We start from the raw sequence: 16,074 nt of genomic DNA, 5'->3' as shown, positions 1-16,074 counted from the left end.
CACGCGCGGTTGTATCGGGTGGACACGGAAGCCCTTCACGATGAGAGGCGATCCGGTGACGGTGAGCGGGGACGAGGCCGCCCACGGCTGGCGGCCCCGGTGGGTCGGCCGGGAGAACGAGCGGCGACGCACGGCATACGACGCCGCGCTGCAGGCCTGGCGCCGGCGCGACGAGGAACTGCGCCAGCTCTACCGCGCGGCCGAGGAGCCCGTCCGGCCGGCGGAAACGCCGGCGGGGCTGCCCGTGCGCCTCGACGACGACGAGGTCGTGCTGGCGGTGCAGCCCGCGGCGGAAATCGTCGAGGCGACGGCGCGGCACACCCCGGATCTACCTACCCCAGAGCTGGCAGTCGTGCCCGTCGAGGACACCCGGCGGTCGCGCCGGCGGTCGAGGTGCGCCAGGGTGGTCGACGCCGGCATGGCGGTGGTGACCGACCGGCGGCTGATCGTCGTGGGCCGCGACGAGCAGCAGGAGTGGCCGTACGCGCGGCTCGCCGGTGTGGCGCACCACCCCGGGGAGCCGTTCACCCTGCTGCACCCGTACGGCCCGGGCAGGATCCGGGGGGTACGGGTGCCCCGGGCCGCCGCGTCCGCCTTCCGACTGCTCCTCACCGTCGCGTACGCCGACGCGACGGGGGCGCGAGCGGCGCTGCTGGACCGGCTCGACGACGCGGTGATGGCGCACTGGCATGACCGGCCACCGATCCCATCGCCGGCCACGCCCGCCGATGCCCCGCTGACCGCCCGGCTCGTCCGGCCGACGCTGGTCGCCGCCGTAGCGGTGGCGCTGGCCATCGCCGCGGTCGTGAGCGTGGTCCACGGATCCATGCCGGACCGACCGGTGATCGGGATGGACCTGGACCGGGGAGCCCGAGTGGACCCGACCGACCCGAGTCTCCCGTCCCCGTCCACCGGTCTCGGCACACCGGCCCGCTCCGCCGCTCCCCGCACCACCGGCACGACGCCCGATCGGCTCCCAGGTGCCGCACCCGTCACCACCGCGGCCACCTCCGCGACTGCGACCCCGACCGCCGACCCGTCACCCGTCCCAGCCTCACCGCAGCCCACCGGGACCACCAGCTCCCCGCCGGCGCCGTCCACCTCGCCCAGCCCGACCGAGGTGGACCGCTGCGGCGCGCCGGCCAACCCATATGGCTACAACTACTGCGGCGGCTCCTACATCTACGATCCCGCCCCGGACGTGTGCGCCTGGTTCGACTGTGTCGAGAACCTCTGGTCCGGCAAGGGCTACCTGGTGCAGTGCGAGGACGGGTTGATCAGTAGGACCGGCATGCAGCGAGGGCCGTGCTCGGGCCACGACGGCACTCGCCGCCCCGTCTACGCCTGACCACTGCGCCCGGACCGGACGGCGGGCTTCCCGAGCGGCAACAGCCCACCGAAGACCAGCGCGGCACCGACCGGCAGCAGGTCCAGGTTAACCGCGATCGCGACGAAGCCGGCCAGCACCAGCACCGGTCCCGAGGCCGGCAGCAGCCGCAGCACGGCGGCCCGGACCAGCAGCACCAGCAGGCCCAGCTCGAACAGCGCCGGCCCGCCGAGCAGCACCACCTCCGGCGTGGCCACCGCGTCGGCGAAGCGCGGGAACAGGTCGCCGAGGATCACCCACACGAAGCCGGCCGCACCGACCAGGCCGGCCAGCGCGGCCACGTCGTCCACCGTCCGCAGCCGGGACGAGGCGGTACGCAGCCGCCCGTGCAGCCCGACGATCACCGCCCCGAACGCGACGATGCCCAGCAGGAACAGGGTGTGCCCGGCCATCCACGGCCATGCCGACTTGTCGCGGTGCCCGTCCAAGCCGTCGACCAGGCGCAGGATGCCGTAGCCGAGCAGCAGCAGCGGCGCGGCCACCGCCACCGGCCGCAACCAGGGGTACGAGGAGACCCGGGAATTGGTCGTCGTCATTGCCCCAGCGTGTCAGGGGCCTGGGTCGGGGACATCGGGGTCGGACCCGTATCCGCCCCGGAACCGGCCCCGGGTCGGTCTCCGGGTTAACCGGTCGCGCCCGCGCCTGGCCGGGCATTACCGTCCGCACGTGTCCCGCACAGTGACCCTCGTGCTCGTCGACCAGGCCGGCCGGCCACTCGGCGCCCTCCCCGCGTACGACGTGCCGGAGCCGTGGTGGCAGCAGGTCGGCGCGATCGTCGACGAGGCCCGCCGCCGCTACGGCATCGACGTGGCCGTGCTGCGGCTGCTCGCCGCCGACCGCCCCGAACCGCCCGGCGGCCACCTCACCTACCTCGGCCAGGTCACCACGCCCCCGGCGGTGCCGCTCGACCCGGTGGCGGTGGATCTGTCGCCGCACCCGCTGCGCGCCCCCTGGGCCGAACCCGGCGGCCCGGCCCGCAGCCTCGCCTGGGCCACCGCCGAACTGCACCGCCTCGGCCGGCCGGTGACCGCGGTCGAACAGCACCGCACCTGGAACCTGTCCGCGATCTGGCGGCTCGACGGCGACCACGGCAGCGCCTGGCTCAAGCAGGTGCCCGCCTTCTTCCGGCACGAGGCCGCCGTGCTGCGCTGGCTCGCCGCCGCCGCGCCCGGCACCGCCCCCACCCTGCTCGCCGCCGACGACACCGGCCGCATCCTGCTCGACCACGCGCCCGGCGAGGACCGCTACGCCGCCGACGACACCGAACGCGCCACGATCGCCGCCGACCACCACACCGTCCAACTCCGCGCCGCCGGCGACGTCGACGCGCTGCTCGCCGCCGGCGTACCCGATCTGCGGGGGCCGGCGCTGGCCGCCTGGATTCGCGACCGACTCGCCCCGCACGACCTGCCCGTCGCCGCCGACCTGCTCGCCGACCTCGACGACCGGCTCGATGAGGTACGCCGCTGCGGGCTGCCCGACACGCTCGTCCACGGCGACCTGCACCCCGGCAACGTGCGCGGCGACGGCGTGCGGCGGGTGATGATCGACTGGGGCGACGCGTTCGTCGGGCACCCCGCCTTCGACATCCTGCGCCTCACCGAAACCCTCGACCCGGCCGCCGCCGCGCCGCTGCTCAGCGCTTGGGCCGCCCGCTGGCGGGCCGACGTGCCCGGCAGCGACCCGCACCGGGCCGTCGACCTGCTCCGCCCGGTCGCCCCGCTGCGGATGGCCGCCGTGTACGCGATGTTCCTTGCCGGCATCGAACCGAGCGAACATCTGTACCACGCGGGTGATGTGCCGGCCTGCCTGAAACGGGCCGCCGCCGAGGCCGCCCGGGACTGACGGCGCGGGCCGGGGTCAGACCCGCCGCGTCGGTCGCCGAACCGTCCGCCGCCACCGGCACCTGCGAAATCTCCGTCCTGCGGCTGAATCCGCGAGCCCGTGGGAGGTCCTGCTGGACCACAAACGCGGCGCGTCACTGCCGTGGGAGGAGCTTGTCCGTCCACCGCGGACAAAAAAGGGCAAGGAGCGACTCCCTGCCACTCTCAACATATATCGCACTGGGGGTCTTGCGGCAAGACCCGGGTCGTGCCGCAGAATCTCCCGTCGAAGCCAGAACCTGCGGAAATCAGGGATTCGCGAAGTACGCGCGCTTTTGTTGACCTATCGGTCTCGCGGGCTCGTCGAACCGCCGGTGAGCTCGCGGGGTGGTTGCGGGCATCCGACGCGGAGGTGCAGGTGGGCGTGCCGACGGACCGCGCGCGGCAGCTGGCCGAAACATTGGGGGGTTCATGTTTGACGTGATCGTTGCCGGCGGCGGACCGACCGGCTTGATGCTGGCCAGCGAGCTGCGGCTGCACGGCGTGCACGTGCTCGTGCTGGAGAAGGAGGCGGAGCCGACCAGGGTGGTCCGGGCGCTCGGCCTGCACGTGCGCAGCATCGAGGTGATGGACCAGCGCGGTCTGCTGGAGCGGTTCCTCCCACTCGGCCAGCAGTTCACGGTCGGTGGCTTCTTCGCCGGCATCGGCAAATCCTGGCCCGACCGGCTGGACACCGCACATTCGTATGTCCTGGGCATCCCGCAGACCATCACCGACCGCCTGCTGGCCGAGCGCGCCACCGAACTCGGCGCCGAGATCCGGCGCGGTTGCGAACTGGTCGGGCTCAGCCAGGACGAACACGGGGTGACCGCCGAGCTGGCCGACGGCACGCAGCTGCGCTCGCGCTACCTCGTCGGCTGCGACGGCGGTCGCAGCACCGTGCGCAAGCTGCTCGGCGTCGGCTTCCCCGGCGAACCCAGCAGGGTCGAGACGCTGTTGGGCGAGATGGAGGTGGCCGTGCCGCCGGAGGCCCTCGCCGAGGTGGTGGCCGAGGTCCGCAAGACCCAGGTGCGGTTCGGCGCCGTACCGCTCGGAGACGGGGTCTACCGCGTCGTCGTGCCCGCCGAGGGGGTGGCCGAGGACCGTACGGTCCCGCCGACCCTTGAAGAGGTCAAGCAGCAGCTGCGGGTGTTCGCCGGCACCGACTTCGGCGTGCACTCACCCCGCTGGCTGTCCCGCTTCGGCGACGCCACTCGCCTGGCCGAGCGCTACCGGACCGGCCGGGCGCTGCTCGCCGGCGACGCGGCGCACATCCACCCGCCGACCGGCGGGCAGGGCCTCAACCTCGGCATCCAGGACGCGTTCAACCTCGGCTGGAAACTGGCCGCCGAGGTCAACGGCTGGGCCCCGCCGGGGCTGCTGGACAGCTACCACACCGAACGGCGCCCGGTGGCCGCCGACGTGCTCGACAACACCCGCGCGCAGATGGAGCTGATGTCCCTCGAGCCGGGTGCCCAGGCAGTGCGCCGGCTGCTGGCGGAACTGGCGGAGTTCGAGGAAGTGAACCGGTACCTGATCGAGAAGATCACCGCGGTCGGGGTCCGCTACGACTTCGGCGAGGGGCATGACCTGCTCGGCCGCCGGATGCGGGACGTGGAGCTGAAGCGGGGGCGCCTCTACGAGCGGATGCACGGCGGACGCGGGCTGCTGCTCGACCAGACCGGCCGGCTCTCGGTGGCGGGCTGGGCAGATCGGGTCGACCACGTCGTCGACGTCAGCGAGGAACTGGACGTGCCCGCCGTACTGCTGCGGCCGGACGGGCACGTGGCGTGGGTCGGTGAAGATCAGCAGGATCTGCTCAGCCAGCTGCCCAGGTGGTTCGGCGCCGCGGCCAGCTGAGCGCGCAGTTGCGACTCGGATGGGTCGGGCCTGCCTTCGGCCGAGTTCGGCGCGGCCGGTGCTACCCCACCGGCCGCGTCACCGGCCGGACCCGGCCCTGCACATGGCCGCCGTGTTATAAGTATTATCTGAGGAGGTCGGAAAATGCTTATATCGGCGGCGGCGTGGGGGGCTCTGGTTGATGCCGGAGTCTCGGTCGTACCGCTCGACGCCGATCACGTCGAGCTGTGGAGTGGCCCTCACCGGGGGGTCCTGAGAGTCGTGACCTCGCCAGCTGTGCTCAATCCCAGCGACATCGCCCACCTGAAGAGTCGACATCGGGATCAGGTCCTGCTCGTCGTGCCGTCAGCCACGTCCGGTGTCCGATCCGCGGTCGAGGCGGCCGGCTGGTCCTGGTTGGTCGACAACAGGAGGCAGGTCACAGGCCTCCTTCAGCTGGCGGGCCAGCGGGTGTCCGTCGAGACGAGGGACGTCGAGACCCCGCCCTCACGGACCCGGCCGGGTCGCGTCCCCTGGGGCACCTTCACCCTGGTACGGCGGTTGGCCGAGCGGCCCTGGGCCGGGCAGCAGCAGTTGGCGGCGGTCACCGGAGTGTCCCAGCCTCGCGTCTCACAGGCGCTCGCCGCATTGGCCGAACAAGGTCTCGCGCACCGGACGCCGGCCGGCTGGGACGTCGCCGACATCGATGCGGTCTTCGACTGGTGGCTGAACTCGTACCCGGGACCGGGCGGCCTGAGAACCCTCTGGTACGGCCTGGAACCGCCGGTGCAGCAGGCAGAGGCCGCCGTCAGCCTGCTGACGAGCGGCGACTCCGGACGGATGGCGATCTCCGGTGATGTCGCAGCCGACCGCGTCGCCCCATGGCGAGCCCCGCGTCGGGTAGTGGTCTACGCCCAAACCGGCGTGGACCTGACCAGTGCTGGCCTCACACCCGCCGACGAAGGGGACGCGACGGTGGAACTCATCGTGCCCAAGGATCCCGGAGTCTGGCCGCGCCCGACGGCTGACGAGGCATCGGGGAGCGTGCCACTGGCGGACCCGTTGCAGATCCTGTGGGACGTGGCGCGCGCCCCAGGTCCCGACACCGATGAGGCAGTGCGGCACCTGCGACGAACGCTGCGGGACCGCCGCCGAGCAAGTGGGAGTTGGGCAGCGTGACCCGACCCGTATCACCTGGTGCGACTCCGTCCGACGTGCTGACGCTGATCTCCACCAGCCGGGCGGCCGATGCCGGCTTCCGGACACTCGCCGACCTTTCGGCGATCGCCGCGGCACTGGAGTTGGATCACCGGATCGTCGGCGGGCACATGGTCACCCTCCTCACCGCAGTCCACGGCGTCGCCGGCCAGGTACCGATGCGGGAGACCCTTGACGCCGACTTCGCCGCACTGCCCGCGGTCGTCGCAGATCCTCGACTCCCTCGGGCCCTGGCCGAGCGCGGCTATCGACGCGGGGAGGCGGCCAACCGGTTCGTCCGCCGCTATCAGGACAACCACGGGCCACTGGATCTCGTCGTTGACATCCTTGCCCCGTCGTTCGAGAGCAAACTGGTGCCGAACCAACGCCACGGTGATCTCATCGTGGATGAGGTGCCAGGACTGATTCTCGCGCTCCACCGCCCCGCCCGCTTGCTTCAGCTGGAAGTCCGCCTGACGAGTGCCGACAAGCTGGCGCTACAGGTCGCTCTGCCTGACGTGTCCTCGGCGCTCTGCCTGAAGGCGCTCGCATACCGGGGCCGCTTCGCCGCCAAGGACGCGGTCGACCTCTGGCGCCTTCTCCACGCCGCCTACGCCATAGGGCTGACGGCGGAAACCTGGCCGACCAGCGCCACGGGCCGGGCAGCCGCCCAGATACTGCACCGCTTCTTCGGGGCACCCGGCGCGACCGGCCTTGCTCAGGTGTCCGTGACGCGGGCCGACCGGACACGCATGCAGGCGCTGGTGAATCACGTCGTCGCCCGGCCCGAGTAAGTCTGGCGCAATAAGGATCCCAAGCGCGTCGTTGCCGCCTCCGACGCCGGGTGACGCTGACGTGAGGGCGTGGTGGCGCGGGTGGCGCATCATGGCGGCGTGATCAAGCTGAAGCGCAAGCGGCACCACAAGAAGGGGCGCGGTTCCGGCTGCGACACCTGCGACTGCGACGGCCCGGACTGCTGCGACTTCGGGCTGTTCTCGTTCCTGCTGACGCTCGGCTCGGTGGCCGCCACCGCCACCCGTACGCCCGCCGTGGACCGGGCCGGCCGGGCCGCCATCGTCGGCTACCGTCGCTGGCTGTCGCACCGCTGGCCCGGCCAGTGCCGTTACACGCCGACGTGCAGTGCGTACGGGCTCGCGGCGGTAGAGAAGTACGGTCTCGCGGTCGGCGGGCGGATGGCCGCCGACCGGGTACGCCGCTGCAAGCCGCACGTGCCGCGCGGCACCCACGACCCGTTGCGCTGACCGCCCGCCCCCGTCGTCTACTCGGGTCGGTGGCATACCGCCTCGACGTTGTTGCCGTCCGGGTCCCGGACGAACGCCCCGAAGTAGGTCGGGTGGTATTCCGGCCAGAGGCGGGGCGCGTGCAGCACTTCCGCGCCGGCCGCGACCGCGGCGTCGTGGAACGCCTGCACGGCGGCCCGGTCGGGGGCGGTGAAGGCGATGTGCGCTTCCAGCGGCGCGGTCCCGGCCGGTGCGGGCGCCAGCCAGAAGTCGGGGAAGTCGACGCCGTAGCCGATCGGGCCGGGCTCCAGGATCCGGCGACCGCCCAGCGGGGCCAGCACCGTGTCGTAGAACGCGGCGCTGGCCGGCAGGTCGCGCACCAGGACGGAGAGGTGGTCGAGCATCTTGTCTCCCTGCGATCCGTGATGACCACGCCAAGCTTATGGGGCGAATGCGACATTCCGGTGCCATTCGCAATCGCTTGACATCACTCGTCAAGTGCTTGACGATAGGCGTCAAGTAGCGAGGGGAGGCGGCATGCCACCGGGCGAAGAGGAACTGGTCGAGCAGCTCGTCAGGCTGATTGACATCCGGCTGCTCGACCCGCTCGAAATCCTGGTCGACGGCCACGACGCGATCGAGCCGCTGCGCACCGTTGTCCGGGAGCGCGCACGATCCTGGGCCACCACGATGGTCAGCGGCGACGACCGGGCGGCCTACGGGGTGATCATCCGAGCCATCTCCACGCTCTATCCCGGCGACGGTCCGTTCGACCCGCCCCTCGACTGGTGGCGAAGCCCGCTTGGCCAGATCGTCGCGCGGCGGGTGGGTCACCCCACCGCCGAGTCGGTGTCGTACGCGGTGGCCGGCGCCATGCTCGGCATCACCCGCCAGGGCGTCCACGACCTGGCCAGCCGCGGCAAGCTCGCCCGTCACCCCGCCGGCGGCGTGCTGTCCGCCGCCGTCCGTGACCGACTGCTCAAGGAGGGAACCCGACGTGCCTGACACCTTCATCGACTCCGGGGCCGTGCCGATCGCCTACCGCGACTTCGGCGGCTCCGGCCGCCCGCTGCTGCTCCTGCACGGCGCCGGCGGCAACCTCGCCCAGATGACCACGCTGGCCGAGCAGCTACGCCCCGCGCACCGGGTGGTCACCGTCGACCTGCGTGGACACGGACGGTCCGGGGAGGGCCCGTGGCGCTGGAACGACGTGCTGGCCGACCTGGCCGCGGTCGCCGACGGCCTCGGCCTCGACCGTCCCGCGGTGGTCGGTGTCTCCCTCGGCGGGATGCTGGCCGCGCTGTGGGCGCAGCGCCACCCGGAGTGCCCCGGCGTCGTCAGCCTGGACGGCAACCCGACGCTCGGCCGCCCGGAGCAGCTCGCCGGGATGGACCCGGAGCAGGCGGCGACGGCACTCGCCAAGCTGCGGGCCGCCTTCGACGGGATGGCCGCGATGCTGGCCGAGCCGCTCACCGCCGAACAGCTGGCCGCCGCGCTGGCTGGGCAGCGGGCGATGGCCGAGCGGTATGGCGCCGCGCCGGAAGTCTGGGTGGCGGCCTTCGAGCGCAACCTCGTGCTGTGCGACGACGGCCGTAGCCGGCTGCGCCCTGGCCCGGAGCTGACCGGGCAGCTACGGGAAGCGATGGAGTCCCTCGACCTGATCCCCACCTACCGGGACATCCGCTGCCCCACGCTGCTCGTCCTCGCCACCGAGGACCTGCCCGAGCAGCAGGCGTTCCACGAGGTGTACGTCGCCTACCGACGGGCCACCGCCGAGCGGCTCGCCGCGCTGGACAATCCGTCGCTGCGGGTGCTGCACCTGGCCGGCGCCAGCCACGCGATGGTCGCCGAACGCCCGCAGGAACTGGCGGCCCTCATCACCGACTTCCTCGGCACGGCAACCCACGACTGACCGAACCTGGGCGGGCGGCGGCAGGCGGTCGCTGCCCGCCCATCGGCTGCCAGTCCGCCACCCACCACCTGCTGTTCCGTGGCCTCTCGTTGCCCGCACGTTGCTAAGGTCAACAGCTCATGAAGGAGTCGGAGGCACGGCGCACCGTCGAGGCGGTGTGGCGGATTGAGGCCGGGCGGGTCGTCGCCGGCATCGCCGCGATCGTCCGCGACGTCGGCCAGGCCGAGGAACTGGGCCAGGACGCCCTCGTCGCCGCGCTCGAGCAGTGGCCGCGTGACGGCGTACCGGCCAACCCGGGCGCGTGGCTGATGACCGTCGGCAAGCGCCGGGCGCTCGACGCGTTGCGCCGCCGGCAGACCCAGCAGCGTACGCTCGCCGAGCTCGGCCGCGACCTCGACGAGCAGGTCACTCCGGACTTCGATGCCGCGGTCGAGGACCGCATCGAGGATGATCTGCTGCGGCTGATCTTCGTCTCCTGCCACCCGGTGCTGTCGCCGATCGCCCGGGCGGCGCTGACGCTGCGGCTGCTTGGTGGCCTGACCACCGGTGAGATCGCCCGCGCGTTCCTCACCACCGAGCCGACGGTCGGCCAGCGGATCACCCGTGCCAAGCAGACCCTCGCCGCCGCCCACGTGCCGTTCGAGGTGCCCGGCCCGGCCGAGCGGGCCGAGCGCCTCGACTCGGTGCTGGAGGTCGTCTACCTGATCTTCAACGAGGGGTACTCGGCCACCGCCGGGGACGACTGGATGCGGCCGGCCCTCTGTCAGGAGGCGCTGCGGCTGGCGCGGCTGCTGCAGGGGCTGATGCCCGACGAGTCCGAGGTGCACGGCCTGACCGCGCTGCTGGAGATGCAGGCGTCGCGTACCCACGCCCGTACCGGCCCCGACGGCCAGCCCATCCTGCTCAACGATCAGGATCGCAGCCGTTGGGACCAGTTGCTCATCCGCCGGGGTCTCGCCGCTCTCGACCGGGCCCGCACCGGCCAGGTCGGCCCGTACACCCTGCAGGCCGAGATCGCGGCCTGTCACGCGCGGGCGCGTACCCCCGAGGAGACCGACTGGGCGCGGATCGCCTCTCTCTACGCGGAGCTGGCGCGGCTGGTGCCGTCACCGGTGGTGGAGCTGAACCGGGCGGTCGCCGTCGCCTACGCCGACGGCCCGGCCGCCGGCCTGGAGCTGGCCCGGGCGCTGACGGACGAGCCGGCGCTGGCCGGCTACCACCTGCTGCCCAGCGTGCTCGGTGACCTGCTCGCCAAGCTGGGGCGGCACGACGAGGCCAGGCGGGAGTTCGAGCGGGCGGCGGCGCTGACGGGCAATGCCCGGGAGCGGGCGCTGCTGCTCGACCGGGCCGCCGCATGCGGCCCGAAAAAATCTTGAAACGGGATGTCGGATCCCGGTCGGCCGGATCGACGCGTCAGTGAGAGCCGATGACGAGGAGATCGAGAGATGACCAGTACGACGCTGAGGCAGGCCCGGGCGACCCGGGCGGTTCCGGCCGCCACCCTGCTCGCCGGGGGGATCGCCGTCGGGCCGCTGTTCGCGGTGGTGGCCGCCGCGCAGGTGCTCACCCGGGACGGCTTCGACCTGAGCCGGCAGCCGCTCAGCCTGCTCGCTCTCGGCGAGTACGGCTGGATCCAGATCGCCAACTTCGTGGTCTCCGGGCTGCTGGCCCTCGCCGGCGCGGCCGGGCTGCGCCGGGCGCTGCGGGGCGGCGCGGCCGGGACGTGGGGGCCGGTGCTGGTGGCCGTGTTCGGTGTCGGAATGATCGTCGCCGGGGTGCTGCGGGCCGACCCGAGCATGGGCTGGCCGGCCGGCGCGCCCGAGGGCAGCCCGGAGACGATGAGCTGGCACTCCGCCGGCCATGGTGTCGGGGCGATGCTGGCGTTCGGGTCGCTCACGGCCGCGTGTCTGGTGTTCGCCCGCCGCTTCCTGCGGCTCGGCGCGCGGGGCTGGGCGCTGTTCTCGGTGCTGTGCGCGCTGGCGACCGTGATCGTCATGGCCTGGCCCGACCAGGGCAGCATCAGCGTCCGGTTGGCCCTGGGCTCGGTCTTCATCTTCGGTTGGCTCACCGCCGTGTCCGCCCGTATCCGCGCGGACCTGTCCTGAGAGGAAACTCTGCAATGCGCTACATGTTGATGCACAAGCTGGACGAGAAGACTCCTGGCGCGTTCGACCCGAGCCCGGAGTTCATGATCCAGATGGGCGCCTTCATCGAGGAGGTGGCCAAGGCCGGGATCCTGCTCGCCGCCGAGGGGCTGTGCAAGAGCAGCAAGGAGGACGCGGCGCGGATCACCGCCACCAAGGGCAAGACGACCATCACCGATGGGCCGTTCACCGAGACCAAGGAGCTGATCGCCGGGTTCGCGCTGCTGGAGGTGCGGTCGAAGGAGGAGGCGGTGGAGTGGGGTAAGCGCTTCATCAATGTCTTCATCGACCACGGGATCGACGTCGAGGTCGACGTCCGCCGGGTCAACGAGGGCCCGGGTCAGGCCTGATCGGGGGGGCGGGCGGTACCGGCGGGTACCGCCCGCCCTTCCTGCGCGCACCCCGGGCGGCCGCCGGTCACATTGGTGGCCGCGGGCCCGTCCCACCAGCATGAGAGCACTGGTACGGGCGGTGGCCGCGCTGCTCGGCGCGGCGGCGGTGGTGGTCGGGGTGTGGGCGCTCACGCGTCCGGACTCGTTCAGCTCGGCGGTCGGGTTCCCGCCGCACCAGCACTTCGTCCACGACGTGGGGGCGTTCCAGCTCGGCATCGGCGCGACCCTGCTGCTGGCGCTGATCTGGTCCGACGCCCTGGCGGTCGCGCTGGCCGGATACGTCGTCGGCGGGGCGGCGCACACGCTGTCGCACGTGATCGACGCGCACATCGGCGGCAGCGCGGCGCAGACCTGGGTGGTCGGGGTGTCGGCCGTCCTGGCCCTGGCCGCGCTGGTCGCCCGGCTGCGGCAGCTCGGCTGGGTGGTCGGTTACGTCGACCCCGCCCCGGCCCCTGCCTGGGCGCCGCTGGTGCGGCAGAAGACGCTTGTGCTGACGACCTTCAAGCGGGACGGGACCGCCGTGCCGACGGCGCTGAGCGTGGCCGTGGTCGGGGAGCGGGCGTACGTGCGCAGCTTCGAGAAGGCGTGGAAGACCAGGCGGATCCGCAACAACCCGCGAGTGACCCTGGCGCCGTCGACGGCACTGGGCAAGCCGACCGGGGCGGCCGTGGAGGCAGTGGCGCGGCGGTTGACCGGGGCGGAGTACCGGGCGGCCAGCCGCGCGCTGGCACGGAAGCACCCGATGCTGCACGGGGTGCTGGTGCCGTTGATGCACCGGCTCGGGCGGGCGAAGACCGGCCGTACGGTGCATTTCGAGCTGAGCCCGGTTGCGCCGACGGGCGCTGAAACCCCGCGGATTGCGTCGCTGGAACGCAATCCTGCACAGCGGAGCCGGGCGTAGGACGTTGGCGTCGCCGGGTGCGGTAGCCGACCAGTTGTTGAGGCGCGACGAGCGGCGATGATGGGCCTGGCGTCCCTCAGCCCGGGGTCTCGGACTGGCGGATCACCCGGTCGATGCGGCGGTCGGGGACGACCCACATGATCGCCACGGCGACGAAGCACGCCAGGGCGATCCCCACTCCGATACGCCCTTCGATCAGCAGGGCGCTGAGGATCCCGGTGATGTAGAAGACCGGGGAGACCTTGCCCTTGAAGTCGGTGCCGATGGCCCGCCGCAGCGGCGATTCCGGTCCCTGCTGGCGGATGATCACCGTCTGGAGCACGAAGTATGCGATGGCCGCGCTGAACAGGTTCAGGCCGTAGACGACGACCGGGGTTCGCTCGAACTTCGAGTCGTCCATCCAGGCCGTCGTGAACGGGAACAGCGAGAGGCAGAACAGCAACGCCAGGTTCGCCCACAGCACCCCGCCCCTGACCCGCTGCACCAGATGGAACATGTGGTGGTGGTTGTTCCAGTAGATGCCCACATAAACGAAGCTGAGGAGATACGTCAGCAGCCCGGTGCCGGCCGTGTGGACGAGGTTGGAGAAGTCGTGGCCGTGCGGCACCTTCAGCTCCAGCACCATGATCGTGATGATGATGGCAAGCACGCCATCGCTGAACGCCTCCAGCCGACTGGTCCTCACCGCGCCACCACCCTTCTCCTCAGGCCCGCGGCCGTGAACCGCGACCTGCTACGGGACACGCACACTACAGCGTGTCTCAATAGTCCGTTGGGTCATGAGACACCGCCCTTCTCGGGCGTCCCTGCCGTCGCGGGTGTTCGTGGCGGCGGGGTTCCTCCGTCGTCGGGGCTGGTTTCACCGGCGCGTGGGCGCTGGCCAGAGCCGTCCCCTCGGGAGGCGTTGATGACCGGGCCTCGTGCTTCGGGGTCCCGGGTCTGGGCGTGGTGTTGTTCGGCCCAGACGGCGAGGTTGACCGCCGCGTTGACGTCCCGGTCTGCCGTGTGCCTGCATTCGTCGCAGCGGAAGATGCGTATGGACAGGGGTGGGGCGGGGCCGATGGTGCGGCAGGCGCTGCACATTTTGGTGGACGGGTACCAGCGGGGTGCCATGGTGGCCTGCCCGCCTCGCCAGCGTTGTTTGTAGCCGATGATGCGGGCCAGGTCAGCCCAACCCGCATCGGAGATGGCGGCGGCCAGACGCCGGTTGTGCAGCAGGCCGGCGGTGTACAGGTCTTCCAGAGCCAGCCGGTCGTGGGTCTTGACCAGCCGGTTGGCGACCTTGTGCAGAAAGTGGCGACGCACATTCGCGACACGATGGTGGGCACGAGCCAGCCGGGCGACAGCCTCGGCCCGGTTGCGCGAGCCTCGCTGTTTGCGGGTGACCTGGCGGGCTAGACGCCGTAGCCTCGGCAGGGCGGCCCGCAGCGGGCGCGGCGGGTCAGTGACGCGCAGCCACTGTCGGCCGGTGGTGTCGGCAGCCACGACGAGAGCGGCGAGGCCGCGGTCGACGCCTACCCAACCACCGCCGTCAGGGTCGGGGCGGGACGGGTGCTGGCGGGCGGGATGCAGGTCCGCCGCCTCCACCGTCACGGTGATGGTCCATCGGCTGGCCCGGCAGGAGACGGTGGCGTACCGGATGTGGGCTCGACCTGCGCGGATCATCCGCCGGAGTCGGCGGGTGTCCTCCCGTACCCTCAGGATCCCGATCCTCGGCAGACAGACACTCCGCGGTCCCGCCGCCGGATCCCCCACCCGGATGCTCGCCCGACCCGCCTTGGTTTTGCAGCGGATCCGGAACGACGGCCGGGTCCGGCTCTTGCGTTTGAAGGTGGGGAACCCCACCCGGCGGCCCGACCGCGTCCCCCGCCGGGAATCAGTCCAGGCGGTCAGGCCACGGCCCAGGTCGACGGCGGCTTCCTGACACACCTGCTGACACACCTGAGCCCGCCACGACAACCCCGTCGCCACGATCTCGACCGAACCGGCCGCATCGACCACGAACCGGCGACCCGCCGCAGCAGAGCACTTCCACGAGTTGAACGCGTTGATCAGGTCGAAACCCGACCACGGCACCACCACCGACCCGCCCCGACGCTTCGCATCCAGGGCTTCCTTCACCAGAGCCAGGCACTGGTTGAACGCGAACCGAGCCGCCCCCGCATGACGGGCCAACACCACCACCTGCGAAGGCGACGGATCGACCGTGAACCGGAACGCGGTAAACCTCCCCACAACCCCACACCATGCCCGCCACCTACGACACTTCCGAAACACGCACTAGACGCCGCGACGAGGGGCAGGTTCGGCCGCCCCACCGGCATTCTTGTCGTTGGGTGGCGGTTGTGGCGCGGGTCGGCCTTCAGGCGTTCTTCCGGGGCGGCTTCGATACTGGGCGTCAGCTCGAACTCCACAGCGTCACCTGGGCGATGTATCCGCTGTCACCGTCCCGGCGCAGGACCTTGATGAACACGATCCGGCCCTGGTTGGTCTTTAGGCAGATCCGGCTGCGCGCGTCGATGTTCACCTCCTTCACACCGTGGGTCTGCAAGCGTTCCGCACAGTCGTTCCGGGAGGGGTCAGCCTGCCCTGGCCACAGCACCAGCGCTTCTCCCCAGAACCTGTTGTACACCGAGCCGTTGAGATATCCGTCCGACTCGCGGTCGGTACTGGTATTCCCGAGCGCCGGCGGCTCGTAGTCGAAGTCGCGCGGCGTACTGTCGAGGCGCATCTCCTGCTTCCACAGCACAGCGGCGGCGGGGGGTTTGGTCGGCGAGGCGGGGGCGCCGGATCTGGTTCCCGTGGACGTCACGGGCCCGCCCGACGGGCTGTCGCCGGAGTCGCCACCGGCGAGCTTCGACGTGGCGTTGATGAGGCCCCAGGACGCGACACTGCAGAGCACGATGACCGCCAACCCGCCGGCAATCCAGATCGCCGCGTTGGCGCCGGAGCCTGTCGGAGAGCCGGCGGAATGCTGCCCTCTCGCCCCGCGGATGGTGAAGACCAGCGCGATCACCGCAATGACGGCGCCTACCACGCTGGCGATCTTGTCCGCCTGGTCCAGTCCGAAATCCACCCGGGGCTCCTCGGTCGTAGAGAACGTCTCCATTCTCGACAGAGACTGCGCCGCCGGTGGCCCCTGCAGGTCCACCGAACAAACGATGGTCGATATACGCCGGGGGTATATACGCGAGGTATA

The 16,074-nt window shown here is 71.7% G+C and carries 17 protein-coding genes; 12 read left to right on the top strand and 5 right to left on the bottom strand.

All coding sequences use genetic code 11. The features are described from left to right. Positions 1–55: 55 nt before the first annotated feature. Positions 56–1,348, top strand: coding sequence for a hypothetical protein (locus tag ACGF4F_RS24865; RefSeq protein WP_393080694.1), 1,293 nt, complete (start codon positions 56–58; stop codon positions 1,346–1,348). Here the strand turns inward: ACGF4F_RS24865 and ACGF4F_RS24860 are convergent. Continuing rightward, a complete protein-coding gene (locus ACGF4F_RS24860) occupies positions 1,339–1,923 on the bottom strand; it encodes a hypothetical protein (RefSeq protein WP_357436822.1) in 585 nt (194 codons plus the stop codon). The two genes, ACGF4F_RS24865 and ACGF4F_RS24860, sit on opposite strands and share 10 nt — an antisense overlap. Positions 1,924–2,053: 130 nt before the next feature. On the opposite strand from ACGF4F_RS24860, the gene ACGF4F_RS24855 reads away from it, so the two are divergent. The 5 genes from ACGF4F_RS24855 to yidD all read left to right on the top strand — a co-directional run bounded on the left by ACGF4F_RS24855 (position 2,054) and on the right by yidD (position 7,547). Further along, positions 2,054–3,232 (top strand): phosphotransferase, encoded by a 1,179-nt coding sequence (locus tag ACGF4F_RS24855; protein ID WP_357436825.1) that lies wholly within the window; start codon positions 2,054–2,056, stop codon positions 3,230–3,232. A 449-nt stretch (positions 3,233–3,681) separates the two neighbouring features. Then, a complete protein-coding gene (rox, locus tag ACGF4F_RS24850; RefSeq protein ID WP_357436827.1) occupies positions 3,682–5,109 on the top strand; it encodes a rifampin monooxygenase in 1,428 nt (475 codons plus the stop codon). Between the two features lie 540 nt (positions 5,110–5,649). Then, positions 5,650–6,267 carry a helix-turn-helix domain-containing protein gene (locus tag ACGF4F_RS24845; RefSeq protein WP_357436829.1) on the top strand — a complete coding sequence of 206 codons (618 nt, stop codon included), beginning with the start codon at positions 5,650–5,652 and terminating at the stop codon, positions 6,265–6,267. A 35-nt stretch (positions 6,268–6,302) separates the two neighbouring features. After that, entirely contained in the window at positions 6,303–7,079 is a 777-nt protein-coding gene (locus ACGF4F_RS24840) for a hypothetical protein (RefSeq protein ID WP_357436831.1), read from the top strand. A gap of 99 nt (positions 7,080–7,178) precedes the next feature. Further along, positions 7,179–7,547 carry a membrane protein insertion efficiency factor YidD gene (gene yidD, locus ACGF4F_RS24835; protein WP_357436832.1) on the top strand — a complete coding sequence of 123 codons (369 nt, stop codon included), beginning with the start codon at positions 7,179–7,181 and terminating at the stop codon, positions 7,545–7,547. Positions 7,548–7,564: 17 nt separating this feature from the next. Here the strand turns inward: yidD and ACGF4F_RS24830 are convergent, their stop codons facing one another. Then, the gene (locus ACGF4F_RS24830) at positions 7,565–7,930 is read right to left on the bottom strand and encodes a VOC family protein (RefSeq protein ID WP_357436834.1); all 366 of its coding nucleotides are present in this window, start codon (positions 7,928–7,930) and stop codon (positions 7,565–7,567) included. A 133-nt stretch (positions 7,931–8,063) separates the two neighbouring features. Between ACGF4F_RS24830 and ACGF4F_RS24825 the strand changes: the two genes are divergently transcribed. The 6 genes from ACGF4F_RS24825 (at position 8,064) to ACGF4F_RS24800 (ending at position 12,875) form a co-directional block, all read left to right on the top strand. Further along, entirely contained in the window at positions 8,064–8,531 is a 468-nt protein-coding gene (locus ACGF4F_RS24825) for a hypothetical protein (protein ID WP_357436836.1), read from the top strand. Next, the gene (locus ACGF4F_RS24820) at positions 8,524–9,438 is read left to right on the top strand and encodes an alpha/beta hydrolase (protein WP_357436838.1); all 915 of its coding nucleotides are present in this window, start codon (positions 8,524–8,526) and stop codon (positions 9,436–9,438) included. The genes ACGF4F_RS24825 and ACGF4F_RS24820 overlap by 8 nt, the downstream gene beginning before the upstream one ends. Before the next feature lie 119 nt (positions 9,439–9,557). Beyond that, entirely contained in the window at positions 9,558–10,814 is a 1,257-nt protein-coding gene (locus ACGF4F_RS24815; RefSeq protein WP_357436840.1) for an RNA polymerase sigma factor, read from the top strand. A 69-nt stretch (positions 10,815–10,883) separates the two neighbouring features. Next, entirely contained in the window at positions 10,884–11,543 is a 660-nt protein-coding gene (locus tag ACGF4F_RS24810; RefSeq protein WP_357436844.1) for a DUF998 domain-containing protein, read from the top strand. A 14-nt stretch (positions 11,544–11,557) separates the two neighbouring features. After that, a complete protein-coding gene (locus ACGF4F_RS24805) occupies positions 11,558–11,932 on the top strand; it encodes a YciI family protein (RefSeq protein WP_357436846.1) in 375 nt (124 codons plus the stop codon). A gap of 100 nt (positions 11,933–12,032) precedes the next feature. Further along, positions 12,033–12,875 (top strand): PPOX class F420-dependent oxidoreductase, encoded by an 843-nt coding sequence (locus tag ACGF4F_RS24800; protein WP_393080685.1) that lies wholly within the window; start codon positions 12,033–12,035, stop codon positions 12,873–12,875. A 76-nt stretch (positions 12,876–12,951) separates the two neighbouring features. Here the strand turns inward: ACGF4F_RS24800 and ACGF4F_RS24795 are convergent, their stop codons facing one another. From ACGF4F_RS24795 to ACGF4F_RS24785, 3 genes are all read right to left on the bottom strand, one after another. Further along, on the bottom strand, positions 12,952–13,560 hold the full coding sequence (locus tag ACGF4F_RS24795; RefSeq protein WP_393080682.1) for a TMEM175 family protein: 609 nt from the start codon (positions 13,558–13,560) through the stop codon (positions 12,952–12,954). Positions 13,561–13,652: 92 nt separating this feature from the next. Beyond that, a complete protein-coding gene (locus ACGF4F_RS24790) occupies positions 13,653–15,110 on the bottom strand; it encodes an RNA-guided endonuclease InsQ/TnpB family protein (protein WP_393080679.1) in 1,458 nt (485 codons plus the stop codon). 163 nt (positions 15,111–15,273) lie between these two features. Continuing rightward, complete coding sequence (locus ACGF4F_RS24785; protein ID WP_393080676.1) at positions 15,274–15,951, bottom strand: hypothetical protein; 678 nt, start codon at positions 15,949–15,951, stop codon at positions 15,274–15,276. Positions 15,952–16,074 lie beyond the last annotated feature (123 nt).

Source organism: Micromonospora sp. NPDC047740 (genome assembly GCF_043204735.1).
GTDB lineage: Bacteria > Actinomycetota > Actinomycetes > Mycobacteriales > Micromonosporaceae > Micromonospora.
This window is presented reverse-complemented; position numbering and strand designations above follow the sequence as displayed.

Excerpts from the sequence above, each read along its gene's own strand:
- ACGF4F_RS24860 (WP_357436822.1), bottom strand. The coding sequence starts at position 1,923 with ATGACGACGACCAATTCCCGGGTCTCCTCGTACCCCTGGTTGCGGCCG.
- rox (WP_357436827.1), top strand. The coding sequence starts at position 3,682 with ATGTTTGACGTGATCGTTGCCGGCGGCGGACCGACCGGCTTGATGCTG.
- ACGF4F_RS24830 (WP_357436834.1), bottom strand. The coding sequence starts at position 7,930 with ATGCTCGACCACCTCTCCGTCCTGGTGCGCGACCTGCCGGCCAGCGCC.
- ACGF4F_RS24825 (WP_357436836.1), top strand. The coding sequence starts at position 8,064 with ATGCCACCGGGCGAAGAGGAACTGGTCGAGCAGCTCGTCAGGCTGATT.
- ACGF4F_RS24815 (WP_357436840.1), top strand. The coding sequence starts at position 9,558 with ATGAAGGAGTCGGAGGCACGGCGCACCGTCGAGGCGGTGTGGCGGATT.
- ACGF4F_RS24810 (WP_357436844.1), top strand. The coding sequence starts at position 10,884 with ATGACCAGTACGACGCTGAGGCAGGCCCGGGCGACCCGGGCGGTTCCG.
- ACGF4F_RS24805 (WP_357436846.1), top strand. The coding sequence starts at position 11,558 with ATGCGCTACATGTTGATGCACAAGCTGGACGAGAAGACTCCTGGCGCG.
- ACGF4F_RS24800 (WP_393080685.1), top strand. The coding sequence starts at position 12,033 with ATGAGAGCACTGGTACGGGCGGTGGCCGCGCTGCTCGGCGCGGCGGCG.